A 15,335-nucleotide genomic window follows, 5' to 3' on the forward strand; every position below is an offset into this window, starting at 1 on the left:
ATGACTGATGTGGAGCTGGACAACGCAGGCCGTTTTTTGATCCCGAAGATATTCCTTCAGCGGGCAGGCATAGACAAAGATGCCATTATTTTGGGTGTAGGTTCTTTTATAGAAATATGGAGTCCTGAGAAATTCGAAGCCAATTCAATAAATGATCAGGATGAGTTGTCAAGCTTGATGGATCAATACCTTACCTAATCATGACAGCGCAACAATATCATATACCGGTGATGCTTGGACCTTGCATTGAAAGCTTGGCCATTGATCCCAATGGAATTTATGTGGATTTGACATTCGGTGGGGGAGGTCATTCAAGGGAAATATTAAAGCAATTGGATAAAGGCCATTTGTATGGATTTGATCAGGATTCCGATGCTGAGGCAAATGTGCCTGATGATGATAAGTTCACATTCATACAGGCTAACTTCAGAGATTTTAGGAAATACCTGAGATTATATGGGGTTCAGCAGGTTGATGGTATTCTGGCAGATTTGGGGATTTCTTCCCATCAGATAGATGAACCCACAAGAGGGTTTTCTACAAGATTTGAAGGGGACTTGGATATGAGAATGAGTTCAGGGATGGACATCAGTGCGAAGGAAGTATTGAACACTTATGAGGAATCAAAGCTTCATAAGATTTTTGGCATTTATGGAGAGATCAAAAATGCCAAAACCCTAGCTCAAGCTGTAGTGTCTGAAAGGACCATGAAACCTTTTTCTACCACGGATGGCTTCAAGGAACTGTTGAAACGCTTTGCGCCAAGGGGAAAAGAGTTTAAGTATTTCGCACAGGTATTCCAGGCCTTGAGAATTGAAGTAAATGACGAAATGGCTGCTTTGGAAGATATGCTCAAACAGACCGTAGAGGCATTGAAGCCCGATGGAAGGTTGGTCATCATGAGCTATCATTCTCTGGAAGACCGATTGGTCAAGAATTTTCTGGCAAAAGGAAAATTCCAGGGTGATGTGGAAAAGGATTTTTACGGAAATCTGATAAGGCCATTGGAACCCGTGACGAGAAAGGCATTGATAGCAAGTCAGGAAGAAATCCAGCAGAATAACCGTGCTAGAAGTGCTAAACTGAGAATTGCTAAAAGAATATTATGAATGTACGCAATGATGCCAGTAAAATGGTAATTCTATATAATACTCGCCAAGAAACTGAAAGGTGCAGTTCATCGGACTTCCGACTTCGGTCTTACGTCCTGTTTGTAGTAAAAAATTGGGTTACTGGCAAAGAAGCGGTTAACCATTAAAATTATTAATATGAGCCAGAACACTTTTAAGAAAAAAATCAAGAAAGGATCTTCTTCAAAGGGGAGTGGCAAAAATATATTCAGTTTGATTGAAGAAAAGCTGAATGTGACCGGGATCTTGGGAGAAGGAGTGCCAGTGCATTTTGCACCGCCGTTTTTCTATGCGGCGATGTTAGCATTGATTTATATATGGAGTAACCACCGTGCGGAAAATATGATCCGCAAGATTGAGATTACCCAACAGGAAGTGGAAGATATCCGGGCGGATGTCACCACTTTGGAAGCAGAGTATATGCTGAGTAGCAAACAATCAGAAGTGGCCAGAAAAATTGCCCCTTTGGGAATTGTCGAAATAGATGAGCCACCGATGAAAATCAAGATGAAAAAGTGAATATAAAACGTTCCATAGTACTGCGTGTGAGGATGGCCTTCATTTTAGTGGCCTTATTTGCCGGGGCAATCTTTTATAGGATTGTCCATTTGCAGTTTGTGGAGGGTGATAAATGGCAGGCAAAATCTGAAACGCTGAATTTTCAGTTCCGTCAGGTCAGTGCGACCCGGGGCAATATCTACGCTGCCGATGGAAGCCTTTTAGCTACAAGTCTTCCTTTTTACAGAGTTGTCATTGACCCATTAGTGGCCAAAGAAGATGTTTTTGCATCAGGGATTGATTCACTGTCTTTTTTGCTTTCGTCCTATTACAAGGATAAGTCTGCAGACTCATACAAAAGATTGGTAAAAGATGCCCGCTCAAGCGGAAAAAGATATGTCATACTAAACCGTGGACAGATTGGCTACCAGGATATGCAAAAAATGTCCAGGTGGCCGATTTTTAGAAAAGGCAGGATGGGTGGTGGAGTCATTTTTGAAAAAATTGAAAAAAGATACCGTCCCTTTAATAACCTCGCTAGTAGAACTGTGGGATTTGTCAATGAGGACAAATACGGTGTAGGCATTGAATACAGTTTCAATGAATTTTTGGAGGGAAAAAACGGCAAGGCTTTGTTTCAAAGAATTGCAGGAGGATCGTGGAAACCGGTTTTTGATGCAGAAGATATCAAGCCGGATGACGGTTTTGATATCCTGACCACCTTAGATGTCAATATTCAGGATGTGGCCGAATCTGCCTTACTCAAACAATTGAAGGAGAAAGACGCAGCCTTTGGGTCGGTCATTGTCATGGAAGTAGCTACAGGTCATATCAAGGCCATTGCAAATCTCCAGAAAAACAATGGTGGGTACGGATATGGAGAAAACTACAATTTTGCCATTGGTGACCAAGGACTTACCGAGCCGGGATCCACATTCAAGCTGCTATCAATAATGGCTTTATTGGAAGAAGGTAAAATCAACCTTAAAGATACGGTGGATACCGGAAATGGAACCTATAGGTTTTATGACCGGAACATGAATGACGTCAAGATTGGGGGCTATGGGAAAATCACTATTCAGGAAGCATTCGAAAAGTCTTCCAATGTGGGAATTTCCAAATTGGTAGATCAGCATTTTGGAAAGAATCCCTCAAAATTTGTCTCTTACATCGAAAAAGCCGGATTGGATAAACCTATGGGTTTTCAGTTGAGAGGTGAAGGAGTTCCCTATTTCAAAAAGCCTGGAGAGAAAAACTGGTACGGTACCACCCTTCCTTGGATGTCAATTGGCTATGAGGCAAAATTGACGCCTTTGCACACTTTGGCCTTATATAATGCTGTTGCCAACAACGGTAAAATGGTCAAACCGATGATAGTCCAAGCAGTGGCTAGGGGCAATCAAATTGAAGAAAGATACCAAACTGAGGTTTTGCGCAAAAGCATTGCTTCCAGCAAAACCATCCAACAAATGCAGCAACTTTTGGAAGGTGTGGTCAAAAACGGCACTGCTAAAAATGTTTACAACAAAGAGTACAAAATAGCAGGCAAAACCGGTACTGCGCAGAAGTTAATTGATGGAAGATATTCCCAGCGATATTATACCTCATTTGCAGGGTACTTCCCGGCGGACAATCCCAAATACTCTGCCATTGTGGTGATTGACAGTCCTAAGGGATTTGCAGCTTATGGTGGAGATGTTTCTGCTCCAGTATTCAAGGAGATTGCTGATAAAATCTATTCTCAGGATTTGGAACTGAACAACAGGGTAAATGAAAACACGTATCTGGCTTCCTCCTCCAATGAGGGATTTCCATTTATTCAGGCTGGTAAAATGGATGAGTTACAGATGATTTGTAACCGTTTTGGAATTTCGAATCATGTGAGCGGGGAAATTACAGACAGTTTTGTGAAATCATCTGCACAGAATAAAGCAATCCTATGGAGAGCCAATAAAACAGACGCGCCAACAGTTCCCGATGTGTCGGGGATGTCCTTAAGAGATGCACTTTATGTTTTGGAAAATAAAGGGTTGAGAGTGGTCTATCAAGGAAAAGGTAGGGTGAAAGGGCAATCTATTTCTCCCGGTGCGTCAGTGGGAAATGGTAATGTAATTAATCTGGTTTTGGGATAGATGAAAGAACTACAGGACATATTGTACAAAGTATCTTTAACCTCCACCATTGGAGACATGGGTATTGGTATCAAAGCCATTGTCTTTGACAGTAGAAAGGTGGAAGAAGATGTGGTCTTTGTAGCGATCAAAGGTACGCAGTCCGATGGGCATGTTTTCATTGAAAAGGCCATTGAAAATGGAGCAGTAGCCATTATCTGCGAGCAAATGCCTGAAAAAACACAAGCAGGTGTCACCTATGTACAGGTTTTGGATTCTTCCAAAGCATTGGGCATCATGGCATCAAATTATTTTGAACATCCATCTGAAAAGTTGAAGTTGGTGGCAGTGACTGGAACCAATGGTAAAACCACCACTGTCACCCTTCTATATCGGTTGTTTATGGAAATGGGTTATCATGTAGGATTATTATCCACCGTGGAAAATAAAATACATGAAAAGACTATTCCTTCGACACATACTACCCCTGATTCTTTGCAAATTCAGGAATTGCTGCAGCAAATGGTCAATTCAGGTTGTACCCATTGTTTTATGGAGGCCAGTTCCCATGCGATCGTGCAGCAACGGACGGCAGGCTTGAATTTTACAGGAGCCCTGTTTACGAATATCAGCCATGACCATTTGGATTACCATGGCTCATTTGATGAATATATCAAAGCCAAAAAACAGTTGTTTGACGGCTTGTCCAAAGAAGCATTTGCCCTGATCAATGCAGATGATAAAAGAGGGTTGGTCATGCTTCAAAACTGTAAAGGTTTACCACAGACTTTTGGATTAAAATACCCTGCTGACTTCAAAGGGAAGATTCTTTCAAATACCCTAGAGGGCTTGGAGCTTGAAATTAACAATAGGCAGGTTTGGTTCCGTATGATCGGTCAGTTCAATGCCTACAATCTTTTGGGAGTATTTGGTACGGCTGTCCTTTTGGGAGAGGAAGAAGAGGAAATCCTGATGCAATTATCCAAAGTACAGGGTGCTCCGGGTAGGTTTGATAAGATATCTCTATTTGGAATTACCGCGATTGTGGATTATGCCCATACTCCTGATGCACTTGAAAATGTGCTCAAAACCATTCAAGGTGTACGAACAGGCGGGGAACAGGTGATCACTGTAGTAGGCTGTGGTGGAAACAGAGACAGGACCAAAAGACCTGTGATGGCAAAGATAGCCACGCAGTTTTCTGACAAGGTGATCCTAACTTCTGATAACCCTCGGGATGAAGAACCAATGGCAATCCTCAGAGAAATGGAGGCTGGTATAAATCCCGTTGATTTCAAAAAAACATTGGTGATAGCCGATCGGAGAGAGGCGATTAAAACCGCCGGAGTGATGGCGAAAAAGGGCGACATCATCCTTGTGGCTGGTAAGGGCCATGAAACTTACCAGGAAATAAAGGGAGTTAAGTACCCTTTTGATGACCGTGAAGTGGTCAGTGAAATGCTCAATCTGTTGAATAAAAACTGATATGTTATATCCTATTTTTGACTATTTGGACAGCGTGTTGGACATCCCGGGAACCGGGGTTTTCCGCTATATCTCCTTTCGGGCGGGTATGGCTGCGCTTTTTTCTTTGATCATTACCATCACATTCGGGAAAAAGATCATCGACTGGATCAGGGCAAAACAAATCGGTGAGAGTGTCAGAGACCTTGGCCTTAAAGGACAAACAGAAAAAAAAGGCACACCAACCATGGGCGGCATGATGATGATTGCAGGGATTATTATTCCTACGCTTCTTTTTGCCAATGTCAACAATGTATATATCATCCTACTTTTGATTACCACTATTTGGCTTGGTGCGATAGGCTTCATCGATGATTATATCAAAGTATTCCAAAAGAACAAAGAAGGGCTTGCCGGCAGGTTCAAGATTGTAGGACAGATAGTAATTGGGGTTATAGTAGGTGCGACTCTATATTTCCATGAGGGAGTAGTTGTCAGGGAATTTACAAATCCTGTCTCTATTGAGGAGGGTGTGGTAGAAACCCCAGCATACAGGGATGTGAAAGTTGCCAAAACGACAATCCCATTTATGAAAAACAACGAATTGAATTACGAAACCTTTCTTGGTTTTCTTGGAGAAAACCTGACACCGGTCTTGTACATTCTTTTGGTGACATTTATCATTACAGCAATATCCAATGGCGCTAATATCACCGATGGCATTGATGGTTTGGCTGCGGGAACTTCGGCAATTATAGGTCTTACCATTGCCATTTTCGCTTACATATCCGGTAATGCCATCTTCTCCCAATACCTCAATGTCATGTTCATTCCCAATTCAGGTGAATTGGTGATATTCTGTGCGGCATTTGTTGGAGCCTGTGTGGGATTCCTATGGTACAATGCCTTTCCGGCGCAGGTTTTTATGGGGGATACAGGGAGTCTGATGTTGGGAGGAGTGATTGCGGTGCTTTCACTGACTTTGAGAAAGGAATTGCTTTTGCCGTTACTGTGTGGGATTTTTCTTATAGAGAATGTATCGGTGATCATGCAGGTCAGCTATTTTAAATACACCAGGAAAAAATATGGGGAAGGGCGAAGGATATTTCTGATGTCCCCACTCCATCATCATTACCAAAAGAAAAATATACATGAAGCCAAAATAGTGACGAGGTTCTGGATTGTAGGGATTTTATTGGCAATTATCACCTTGGCAACATTGAAACTGAGATAAATGAAACACATGATAGCCATATTGGGAGCAGGAGAAAGTGGAGTTGGGGCAGCGTTGCTGGCCTATAGTAAAGGCTATGCGGTATGGGTATCTGATGCAGGTACAATAAACGACTCTAGGAAAACTACTCTCAAAGAATGGGGGATTGAATTTGAAGAGGGCAGTCATACTGAAAATCTCATTTTGGCAGCCGATGAAATAATCAAAAGCCCCGGGATTCCATTGACTGCACCAATTGTAAAGAAAGCCTTGAAAAAAGGGATCCAGGTAATCGATGAACTGGAGTTTGCTTCAAGGTATTCCAAAGGGAAAATAATAGCCATTACCGGTACCAATGGCAAAACCACCACCACCTTATTGACACACCACCTGATGAAAAAAGCAGGATTAGATGTCGGTATGGCCGGAAATGTTGGAGAAAGCTGGGCGGGCCAATTGGTAAATGGTGACCATGCATGGTGGGTGTTGGAAGTGAGCAGTTTTCAGATTGACGGATTCAGATCACTGAAACCAAAAATCGCAGTTCTCACCAATATCACGCCGGATCATTTGGATAGGTATGCTTATAGTTTGGACAATTATATCGCTTCCAAGATTTCTCTTTTCAAAAATATGACTGAAGAGGATGACGCCATCTACTTTGCTGATGACCTGAATATCCAAGTAGGATTGGGCAATATCAATCTTCAGGCTAAAACTTTTCCTGTCATGCTGACCAAGAGCATCGATAGGGGCGGTTATTTCAATGGAAATGAAATCTCATTGGGCATATTCGAAAAAATGATAAAAATCAATCCTTCTGAAATAGCATTAAAAGGCAAACATAACATGTTGAATACCATGTTCGCAGTCTTGGCAGCCACACTTGGAGGAGCAAAGGAAAACGTGATCAGAGAGGGCCTTTTGGATTTTAAAAATGTGGCCCATAGGATGGAAAATGTGGCAAATATAAACGGGGTCTCATTTGTGAATGATAGTAAAGGTACCAATGTGGATGCTACTGCTTATGCTTTGGATAGCTATTCAAGTCCCTTGATTTGGATAGCTGGAGGAGTGGATAAGGGTAATGATTACAAGGTACTATTTCCATTGGTGCGTAACAGGGTTAAAATCCTCATCTGTTTGGGAAAAGACAATGAAAAATTGAAAAAAGCATTTGAAGGGGTAATCCCTGAAATCAAGGAAACACAGCGCATAGATGAAGCTGTCAACTGGGGTTTGGATATGGGAGATAATGGGGATGTTGTCCTGCTTTCTCCTGCCTGTGCAAGTTTTGATCTTTTCAAAAATTATGAAGACAGAGGGAATCAATTCAAATCAGCTGTTGAGGCACTTAAAAGCACGGTATTATGATGCAGGATATAAAACTATGGTTTGACCGGAATCTGAAGGGTGACCCCATCATTTGGGGTATCGTGATCATTCTTTCTGTCACCAGTATCGTGGTAGTGTATTCTGCCACGGGTTCTTTGGCCTATAAATACAAAGGAGGTAATACAGAGAAATACCTTTTTGACCATTCCATGATGGTATTAGCCGGATTGCTGGTCATGTGGGTTGCTCATAAAATACCATACAAGACATTTGGTTTGATTGGAAAGTTTTTGCTATTAATTGCAATTCCACTGTTGTTTTTCACTTATCTCTTTGGATCCACTGTCAATGAGGCAAACAGATGGTTGACCATTCCTGTGATCAACAAAGCTTTTCAGCCTTCAGATATTGCCAAATTGGCCTTGATCGCAACCCTTGCCAGTTTGTTGGCAAGGAAACAAAAAAATATTGCTGATTTCAAAAATTCCTTTATCCCAATGATGATTGTTATCGGTGTGGTTTGTGGATTGATCGGATTGGCAAATATGTCTACAGCAGTATTGTTGTTTGTCACCTGTCTATTACTTCTATTGATTGGAAGAGTTCCTCTCCGGCATATCATGTTGGTGGTTTTATTGGGTAGTCTGTTTTTGACTACATCGGTATTTATCGGACAAAGGGGAGGAACTTTCTTTTCACGTATCGAAAATTTTGTGTCAGGTGATGAAATCCCTTTCCAGGCAGAGCAATCATTTATAGCCATTTCGACAGGAGGAATTACAGGCAAAGGACCTGGGAAATCCGAGCAAAGAAATACTTTGCCACATCCATATTCAGATTTCATTTATGCGATCATCATTGAGGAATATGGCTTAGTGGGAGGTGCAACGGTATTGTTTTTATATCTGGCATTGCTCTTCCGAGGCATGCGCATCGTAGCATCGTCGACCAAACCCTTTGGAGGATTACTCTCTGCAGGGTTGAGTTTTGCTTTGGTTTTGCAGGCTATGGTCAACATGGCTGTTGCAGTAGGCTTGGGTCCAATCACAGGTTTGCCTTTGCCGCTGTTGAGTATGGGAGGCACATCATTGGTATTTACAGGATTTTCTTTGGGGATCATCTTGAGTGTGAGCAGGGGAGACCATCAGGATATGGTCGAAAGTCCTGAAGAAGGAAATAACAAAATCAGGAAGTCATTCCAAACAGCTTGACAAAATTGAAAAACAACGACACACCATATCGAATCATGATCAGCGGAGGAGGCACCGGAGGGCATATCTATCCGGCTATAGCTATAGCCAATGCATGGAAGGAAAAGCATCCTGACGCTGAGATTCTGTTTGTAGGTGCGGAAGGCAAAATGGAAATGCAGAAAATACCGGAGGCTGGATATAAGATCGAGGGACTAAAAATAGCAGGATTACAGCGTAGCCTGAGTTTATCCAATTTAAGTTTCCCTTTCAAATTGCTTGGAAGTATCAATAAATCAAAAAAATTATTGGCAGAATTTGGCCCGAGTGCAGTAGTTGGTGTTGGCGGATATGCAAGTGGTCCACTGTTATATGCGGCTCAAGGCAAAGGAATACCGACACTGATTCAGGAACAAAATTCCTATGCAGGTCTGACAAATAAGTTGTTGGCAAAGAAGGCTAAAAAAATCTGTGTGGCCTATCCGAATATGGAGAAGTTTTTCCCCAAAGATAGAATTCAATATACCGGTAATCCTGTGAGAAAAGATATCCTCGATTTGGAAGGGAAAAAGGAAAAAGCATTGAACCACTTCGGTTTAGAGACTGGAAAGAAAGTTCTGTTGGTTTTGGGAGGGAGTTTGGGTGCCCGTACGATCAATCAGGCAGTCCTTGCAGATATGAAGGCTTTTGAGGAGGATGGATATCAATTGCTATGGCAATGCGGAAAATTTTATTATTCCGATATGGCTTATAAAGTAAAGGATGCTCGGTTGCAGCATATCCATGTCCTGGAATTTATCAAAGAAATGGACTTGGCTTACGCTGCTGCTGATATAGTGGTGTCAAGGGCAGGAGCGCTCTCGGTTTCTGAACTGAGCCTTGTGGGAAAACCAGTGGTTTTTGTTCCTTCTCCCAATGTGGCAGAGGATCATCAGACCAAAAATGCTATGGCCTATGTAAATGCCGAAGCAGCAGTATTGCTCAGGGATTCCGAGGCAGTGGGCAAACTTAAAATAGTAATAGATCAAGTAATGGCTGATACTAAAAAGGCCGAAACTTTGGGAGAAAATATAAAGGCAATGGCCAAACCAAAAGCGGCCGAAGAAATAGTAGAGGCTTTGACAAGTATTCTTGCATGAATTTGAAAAAACTACATACCGTTCATTTCCTGGGTATCGGGGGCATTGGCATGAGTGCCTTGGCACGGTGGTTTAACCATATAGGTGTCAAAGTTTCCGGCTATGATAAAACCCCATCTCCGCTTACGGCTTCTTTAGCAGGGGAGGGAATGGCTATTGGTTTTGAGGATCGTGTGGACACCATTCCTGAAAACGTAATGGAGGGGAAGGAAAATACGCTGATCATTTGGACTCCGGCTATGCCTAAGGATTCTGTACAGCTTAATTTCTTTATAGAAAATGAATTTCCAATGAAGAAGAGAGCGGCTGTTCTTGGAATGATTACGGCCAATATGCCCACCATAGCAGTGGCGGGAACCCATGGCAAAACCACCACCTCTTCCATGATTGCACATCTACTGAAGTTTGGAGGTAAAAACATTGCAGCCTTTTTGGGAGGGCTTACCCAGAATTATGAGAGCAATCTGATTCTTCATGATGAAGCGTTTGGTGAAGCTATAGTGGTAGTAGAGGCAGATGAGTTTGACCGTTCCTTCCTGCACCTTCATCCCAATGTGGCAGTGTTGACGAGCGCAGATCCTGACCACTTGGATATTTATGGAGATGGGGACCACATGTTGGATGGTTTCAGGCAATTCGTGGATTTGATAGCGGAAGAAGGTCAGCTGTATATTCAATCAAAAGCGCTTGGGAAATTGGGTCTTCCTTCAAGTTCTTCTCTTAAGGTCAGAGAGTACGGTTTAGATAAAGGAGAGATTCAGGCCAGAGGGATTCAGGCATTGCCGAGCGCATTTCGCTTTGACTATGTCAATAAGGTTATTGAAATCAAGGATTTGGAATTGCATATGCATGGTTTCCACAACGTAGAAAACATTCTTCCTGCTATTTCAATTGCTTTGGAAAACGGCCTGAATGAATCTGTGATAAGGGAAGGTGTGCGAACTTATAGAGGAGTCAAAAGAAGATTTGAAATATGGGTGCAGGAAGAAGATAGGGTATTTATCGATGATTATGCCCATCATCCGGAGGAGATCAGGGCATTTCTGACTTCTGTAAAAGCTATGTATCCTGATAAAAGACTGACAGCTATTTTCCAGCCTCACTTGTATACCAGGACAAGGGATTTTGCCGAGGGATTTTCGGAGAGTCTTTCTTTGGCGGATGAAGTGGTGTTGCTGGATATTTATCCAGCAAGAGAATTGCCGATTGATGGCGTGACGGCATCCATGCTTTTGAAAGGAATTACATCTTCAAAGAAGTCACTTCAGGCAAAAGAAGGATTATTGGATTATTTGGAAAAAAATAGCCCTGAGGTTTTGGTGACCATTGGGGCAGGGGATATAGACAGATTGGTATCACCGATCGCAAACTGGATGAAGCATCATGAAAATTAGATATAAAAATCCGCTGATATTCTCATCATTGGTACTTATACTGGTGGTATTCATTGGTTTTGTAGAAAAAAAGGATGCAGAGCGAACCTTAATTGGAATGGAAGTAAGGGTAAAGGGAATTACAGATGTCTATTTCGTCAATGAAAAAGATATTCTGAAAGCCCTTCAAACTGAGTTTCCATTGATACAGCCCGGTATTTCCATGAAGGAAGTAGATCTCAACAAGATTGAAAAGAAGGTTGAAACTCATCCTTTTGTGAGGAAAGCAGAGGTTTTTGCCGATATGAAAGGACAGGTAATGATAGAGATTGCGCAGCATATTCCCATGGCTAGGATTGTCCGACCAAATGCTGCCGATGGTTATATATCCACTGAGGGCAGGATTTTGCCGACTTCCCCACAATACACGACTAGGGTGATGACTATGGCAGGGGCTTATGCAGAAAGTCTGCTTAAGTTGGAAGACATAACTCAGAGTCATTCGGATTTGATGGAATTGATCAAATTTATTTACGGGGATGAATTCTGGAGGGCGCAGATCGCTGGAATGGATATATCCAAAAAGTCAGATATCAGAATGCATCAGCAAGTTGGAAAGCAGGTCATAGAGTTCGGAGATGCAAAGGACATTCAAGATAAATTCAAAAAAATTAACCTGTTCTATGAGGAAATCCTACCAAAAAAAGGCTGGAATACTTACAGCAGGGTCAATGTAAAATATAAGGGCCAGATTGTTTGTGAATAATTGAAATCGCTATGGAAAATAACAAATTGATTGTAGGACTGGATATCGGAACCACGAAAATATGCGCCATCATCGGGCGGAAAAATGAGTTTGGTAAACTTGAGGTTCTCGGTATGGGTAAGGCTGTATCCGATGGAGTCATCAGAGGAATAGTCACCAATATTGACAAAACCGTCAATGCCATCCAAAAAGCTGTGCATGAGGCTTCTGAAATGGCAGATGTGGATATTGTCGAGGTGATTGTTGGTATAGCAGGGCAGCATATCCGCAGTACCGTCCACCACGGGGTAATCATCAGGCATCCCAATCAGGATGAAATTACAGTGGAGGATGTAAGAAGACTTTCCAATGACATGGAAAATATCGTGGTTCCTCCCGGAAACACCATCATCCATGTGATGCCTCAGGACTATACCGTCGATTACGAAGATGGTATCAAAGATCCTGTGGGCATGTCAGGTTCCAGATTAGAAGCGGATTTTCATATTATCACTGCCCAAACCACAGCGATCAATAACATTAACCGATGCGTAAAGCGTGCGAGTCTAGTTTCACAGGATTTAATATTGGAACCACTTGCCAGTTCACTTTCAGTCCTTAGTGAACAAGATAAGGAAGCTGGAGTGTGTTTGGTAGATATTGGTGGAGGCACCACGGACATAGCGATTTTTTATGACAATATCATCAGACATACGGCGGTCATCCCATTGGGAGGAAATATCATCACCTCCGATATTAAAGAGGGCTGCATGGTACTGCACCATCAGGCCGAACTGCTCAAAACCAAATTTGGAAAAGCCATAGCAGAAGAAGCAAATCCAAATGAAATAGTATCCATCCCAGGTTTACGCAATCGGCAACCCAAAGAAATTTCCATCAAAAACCTGGCAGCAATAATACAGGCCAGAATGGAAGAAATAGTAGAATATGTGCAGAATGAATTGGTAGCAAGCGGTCATTACAAAAAGCTCACCGGAGGAATTGTCCTGACCGGAGGTGGTTCCCAGTTACAGGGAGTTGCGCAGTTGTTTGAATATATGACAGGTTTGGATACGCGGATCGGTTATCCCAATGAACACTTGGGTAAATGTAAAATAGAGGAAGTCAAAAGCCCGATGTATGCCACTTCTGTAGGATTGGTATTGGCGGGGTTTAGGTCATTGGATGAAAGGGAAAATAATTACAGGATCCGAAAAGAAACCATCATGCAACCAAAAATTCAGGTCAAACCCAGTAAAACTGAATTTGGCCCGAACATATTCTCTAGTATAGGAAAGAAGCTGAAAGAAATCATCACCAATGATATGAATGAAGATAGTAATTACTAGGGCTTATCATACTAGAGAGGCAGGGGATTATGTCCCCTGCTTCCCTCATAACAAAAACCATACTCAACGAAAAAATAATTTCACCAATTAATAAAAAATGTCAGATAACATGAAAGATTACAAGTTTGATCTTCCGAAAAATCACAAATCAATTATCAAAGTGATTGGTGTAGGGGGAGGTGGTTCCAATGCAGTGAACCACATGTACAATATGGGAATCAAGGATGTGGAGTTTGTGGTAGTAAACACAGACGCCCAAGCTTTGCAAAGCAGTCCTGTTCCGTTGAAATTACAGTTAGGTGCCCACCTTACAGAAGGTTTGGGTGCAGGTGCTAACCCCGAAAAGGGTAGGAATGCGGCCATTGAAAGCCGTGAAGAAATCAGAGAACTCCTTTCGGACAATACCAAGATGGTGTTCATCACTGCGGGTATGGGAGGTGGAACCGGTACCGGTGCAGCTCCGGTTATTGCCAAAATCGCAAAAGACCTTGACATACTTACAGTAGGTATTGTTACGGCACCTTTTGTATTTGAAGGTAGAAAAAAAATGCAGGCAGCACAAGCAGGAATTGAATCTCTTAGGGAAAACTGTGATACAGTGCTTGTCATTCTCAATGACAAATTGAGGGAAATCTATGGGAACCTGGCCATCCGTTCAGCTTTTGCCAAAGCGGATAATATCTTGACTACAGCTGCCAAATCCATTGCCGAGATCATCACAGTACATCAGGATGTGAACGTTGATTTTGAAGATGTAAAAACAGTGATGAAAGAAGCAGGTGCTGCTGTAATGGGTTCTGCTACTGAGGAAGGCGATGGGCGCGCCATTCGTGCGGCAGAGAAAGCAATTGCTTCCCCATTGTTGAACAACGTGGATATCAGAGGTGCCCAGAAAATCCTTCTTTCCATCATGAGTGGTGAGGACGATGAGTTATCCATGGATGAATTGAGCGAAATTACCGAGTATATTCAGGAAAGAGCTGGTGATGAAGCTGAGGTTATTTTTGGTCAGGGTATCGATGCTGACCTTAACAAATCAATCAGGGTTACAGTGATCGCAACTGGATTTGAAATGGATAAATTGACCAATGCTTCTCCTTCAGGAAGGATAGATGAAAAACAGGAGTTGGCAATTATAGAAGAAGCTGATGAAGAAGACGTGAAGAAAGTCATCGATTTGGAATCAGGTAAAACTTCTCGTGTAGAGGAAGATAATACTCCCCAACCCGGGCAGACTTTTACTTTTACCTTTAACAAACCTGCATTTACCCCTGCGAATGACAAGAAACCTTTGGAGGAACCCCAAAAAACAGAAGAGAAACCTGAACCTTTAGAAATAGAAGATCAGATCAAAGCCGAACCTGTTTTTGAATTTGTTCCAGTCAAAACAGAACCCTCAAAGGTGGTTTTTGAATTGGAAAGTGAAGAAGAGAAAAAGCCTGAAATGCATAAGGCTGAGGAAAAAGAAGAGGCCGCCAAACCACAGTACAGCAATGATTACTATGAACAGGTAAAGCAGAAAGCCATTCAAAGGGCACATGAACGTTTTGAAAGATTAAAAGGAATCAAGACATTCAACCAACACCCCGAGGAATTCAAGGACAAGTTGGAAACTCCTGCTTTCGTAAGAAAGCAAGTCAAACTGACAGATGTACAGCACAGTTCAGAAAGAAATCTTTCGAGGTTCAATCTGACCGACGAGAATGAATTTCTGAAAAATAATAGGTTTTTACACGATAATGTAGATTGATTAAAAGTTGATCAGCATTTCTGCCTGGGTGTGAAGCA

At 42.1% G+C, this 15,335-nt stretch carries 13 protein-coding genes; all 13 read left to right on the forward strand.

Annotation, left to right across the window (positions count from 1 at the left end):
• Nucleotides 1–198, forward strand: a 198-nt coding sequence (locus tag ACEW8U_RS00155; protein WP_373520001.1) for a division/cell wall cluster transcriptional repressor MraZ, incomplete at its 5' end; no start/stop codon positions are given.
• 2 nt (nt 199–200) lie between these two features.
• Nucleotides 201–1,109: a 16S rRNA (cytosine(1402)-N(4))-methyltransferase RsmH gene (gene rsmH / locus ACEW8U_RS00160; protein ID WP_373520002.1), complete on the forward strand. Its 909-nt coding sequence runs from the start codon at nt 201–203 to the stop codon at nt 1,107–1,109.
• A 159-nt stretch (nt 1,110–1,268) separates the two neighbouring features.
• On the forward strand, nt 1,269–1,649 hold the full coding sequence (locus ACEW8U_RS00165; protein ID WP_373520003.1) for an FtsL-like putative cell division protein: 381 nt from the start codon (nt 1,269–1,271) through the stop codon (nt 1,647–1,649).
• Nucleotides 1,646–3,760, forward strand: coding sequence for a penicillin-binding protein (locus ACEW8U_RS00170; RefSeq protein WP_373520004.1), 2,115 nt, complete (start codon nt 1,646–1,648; stop codon nt 3,758–3,760). Before ACEW8U_RS00165 ends, ACEW8U_RS00170 begins: the two co-directional genes overlap by 4 nt.
• Nucleotides 3,761–5,224, forward strand: coding sequence for a UDP-N-acetylmuramoyl-L-alanyl-D-glutamate--2,6-diaminopimelate ligase (locus ACEW8U_RS00175; protein ID WP_373520005.1), 1,464 nt, complete (start codon nt 3,761–3,763; stop codon nt 5,222–5,224). It begins immediately after the preceding gene.
• A 1-nt stretch (nt 5,225) separates the two neighbouring features.
• Nucleotides 5,226–6,437: a phospho-N-acetylmuramoyl-pentapeptide-transferase gene (mraY, locus tag ACEW8U_RS00180; RefSeq protein WP_373520006.1), complete on the forward strand. Its 1,212-nt coding sequence runs from the start codon at nt 5,226–5,228 to the stop codon at nt 6,435–6,437.
• Nucleotides 6,438–7,790 carry a UDP-N-acetylmuramoyl-L-alanine--D-glutamate ligase gene (gene murD, locus ACEW8U_RS00185; RefSeq protein ID WP_373520007.1) on the forward strand — a complete coding sequence of 451 codons (1,353 nt, stop codon included), beginning with the start codon at nt 6,438–6,440 and terminating at the stop codon, nt 7,788–7,790.
• Nucleotides 7,790–8,962: an FtsW/RodA/SpoVE family cell cycle protein gene (locus tag ACEW8U_RS00190; protein ID WP_373520013.1), complete on the forward strand. Its 1,173-nt coding sequence runs from the start codon at nt 7,790–7,792 to the stop codon at nt 8,960–8,962. Before murD ends, ACEW8U_RS00190 begins: the two co-directional genes overlap by 1 nt.
• A 5-nt stretch (nt 8,963–8,967) precedes the next feature.
• The gene (gene murG, locus ACEW8U_RS00195; protein WP_373520008.1) at nt 8,968–10,080 is read left to right on the forward strand and encodes an undecaprenyldiphospho-muramoylpentapeptide beta-N-acetylglucosaminyltransferase; all 1,113 of its coding nucleotides are present in this window, start codon (nt 8,968–8,970) and stop codon (nt 10,078–10,080) included.
• The gene (murC, locus tag ACEW8U_RS00200; RefSeq protein ID WP_373520009.1) at nt 10,077–11,474 is read left to right on the forward strand and encodes a UDP-N-acetylmuramate--L-alanine ligase; all 1,398 of its coding nucleotides are present in this window, start codon (nt 10,077–10,079) and stop codon (nt 11,472–11,474) included. Before murG ends, murC begins: the two co-directional genes overlap by 4 nt.
• The gene (locus ACEW8U_RS00205) at nt 11,464–12,219 is read left to right on the forward strand and encodes a cell division protein FtsQ/DivIB (RefSeq protein WP_373520010.1); all 756 of its coding nucleotides are present in this window, start codon (nt 11,464–11,466) and stop codon (nt 12,217–12,219) included. Before murC ends, ACEW8U_RS00205 begins: the two co-directional genes overlap by 11 nt.
• A gap of 11 nt (nt 12,220–12,230) precedes the next feature.
• Entirely contained in the window at nt 12,231–13,547 is a 1,317-nt protein-coding gene (gene ftsA, locus ACEW8U_RS00210; RefSeq protein WP_373520011.1) for a cell division protein FtsA, read from the forward strand.
• A 109-nt stretch (nt 13,548–13,656) separates the two neighbouring features.
• Nucleotides 13,657–15,297, forward strand: a complete 1,641-nt coding sequence (gene ftsZ, locus ACEW8U_RS00215) for a cell division protein FtsZ (RefSeq protein ID WP_373520012.1) — start codon at nt 13,657–13,659, stop codon at nt 15,295–15,297.
• Nucleotides 15,298–15,335 lie beyond the last annotated feature (38 nt).

The sequence above is a fragment of the Aquiflexum sp. genome, from assembly GCF_041751335.1.
GTDB lineage: Bacteria > Bacteroidota > Bacteroidia > Cytophagales > Cyclobacteriaceae > Aquiflexum.

Excerpts from the sequence above, each read along its gene's own strand:
- murD (WP_373520007.1), top strand. The coding sequence starts at position 6,438 with ATGAAACACATGATAGCCATATTGGGAGCAGGAGAAAGTGGAGTTGGG.
- ACEW8U_RS00205 (WP_373520010.1), top strand. The coding sequence starts at position 11,464 with ATGAAAATTAGATATAAAAATCCGCTGATATTCTCATCATTGGTACTT.
- mraY (WP_373520006.1), top strand. The coding sequence starts at position 5,226 with ATGTTATATCCTATTTTTGACTATTTGGACAGCGTGTTGGACATCCCG.
- ACEW8U_RS00165 (WP_373520003.1), top strand. The coding sequence starts at position 1,269 with ATGAGCCAGAACACTTTTAAGAAAAAAATCAAGAAAGGATCTTCTTCA.
- murC (WP_373520009.1), top strand. The coding sequence starts at position 10,077 with ATGAATTTGAAAAAACTACATACCGTTCATTTCCTGGGTATCGGGGGC.
- ftsA (WP_373520011.1), top strand. The coding sequence starts at position 12,231 with ATGGAAAATAACAAATTGATTGTAGGACTGGATATCGGAACCACGAAA.
- ftsZ (WP_373520012.1), top strand. The coding sequence starts at position 13,657 with ATGAAAGATTACAAGTTTGATCTTCCGAAAAATCACAAATCAATTATC.
- rsmH (WP_373520002.1), top strand. The coding sequence starts at position 201 with ATGACAGCGCAACAATATCATATACCGGTGATGCTTGGACCTTGCATT.
- ACEW8U_RS00190 (WP_373520013.1), top strand. The coding sequence starts at position 7,790 with ATGCAGGATATAAAACTATGGTTTGACCGGAATCTGAAGGGTGACCCC.
- ACEW8U_RS00175 (WP_373520005.1), top strand. The coding sequence starts at position 3,761 with ATGAAAGAACTACAGGACATATTGTACAAAGTATCTTTAACCTCCACC.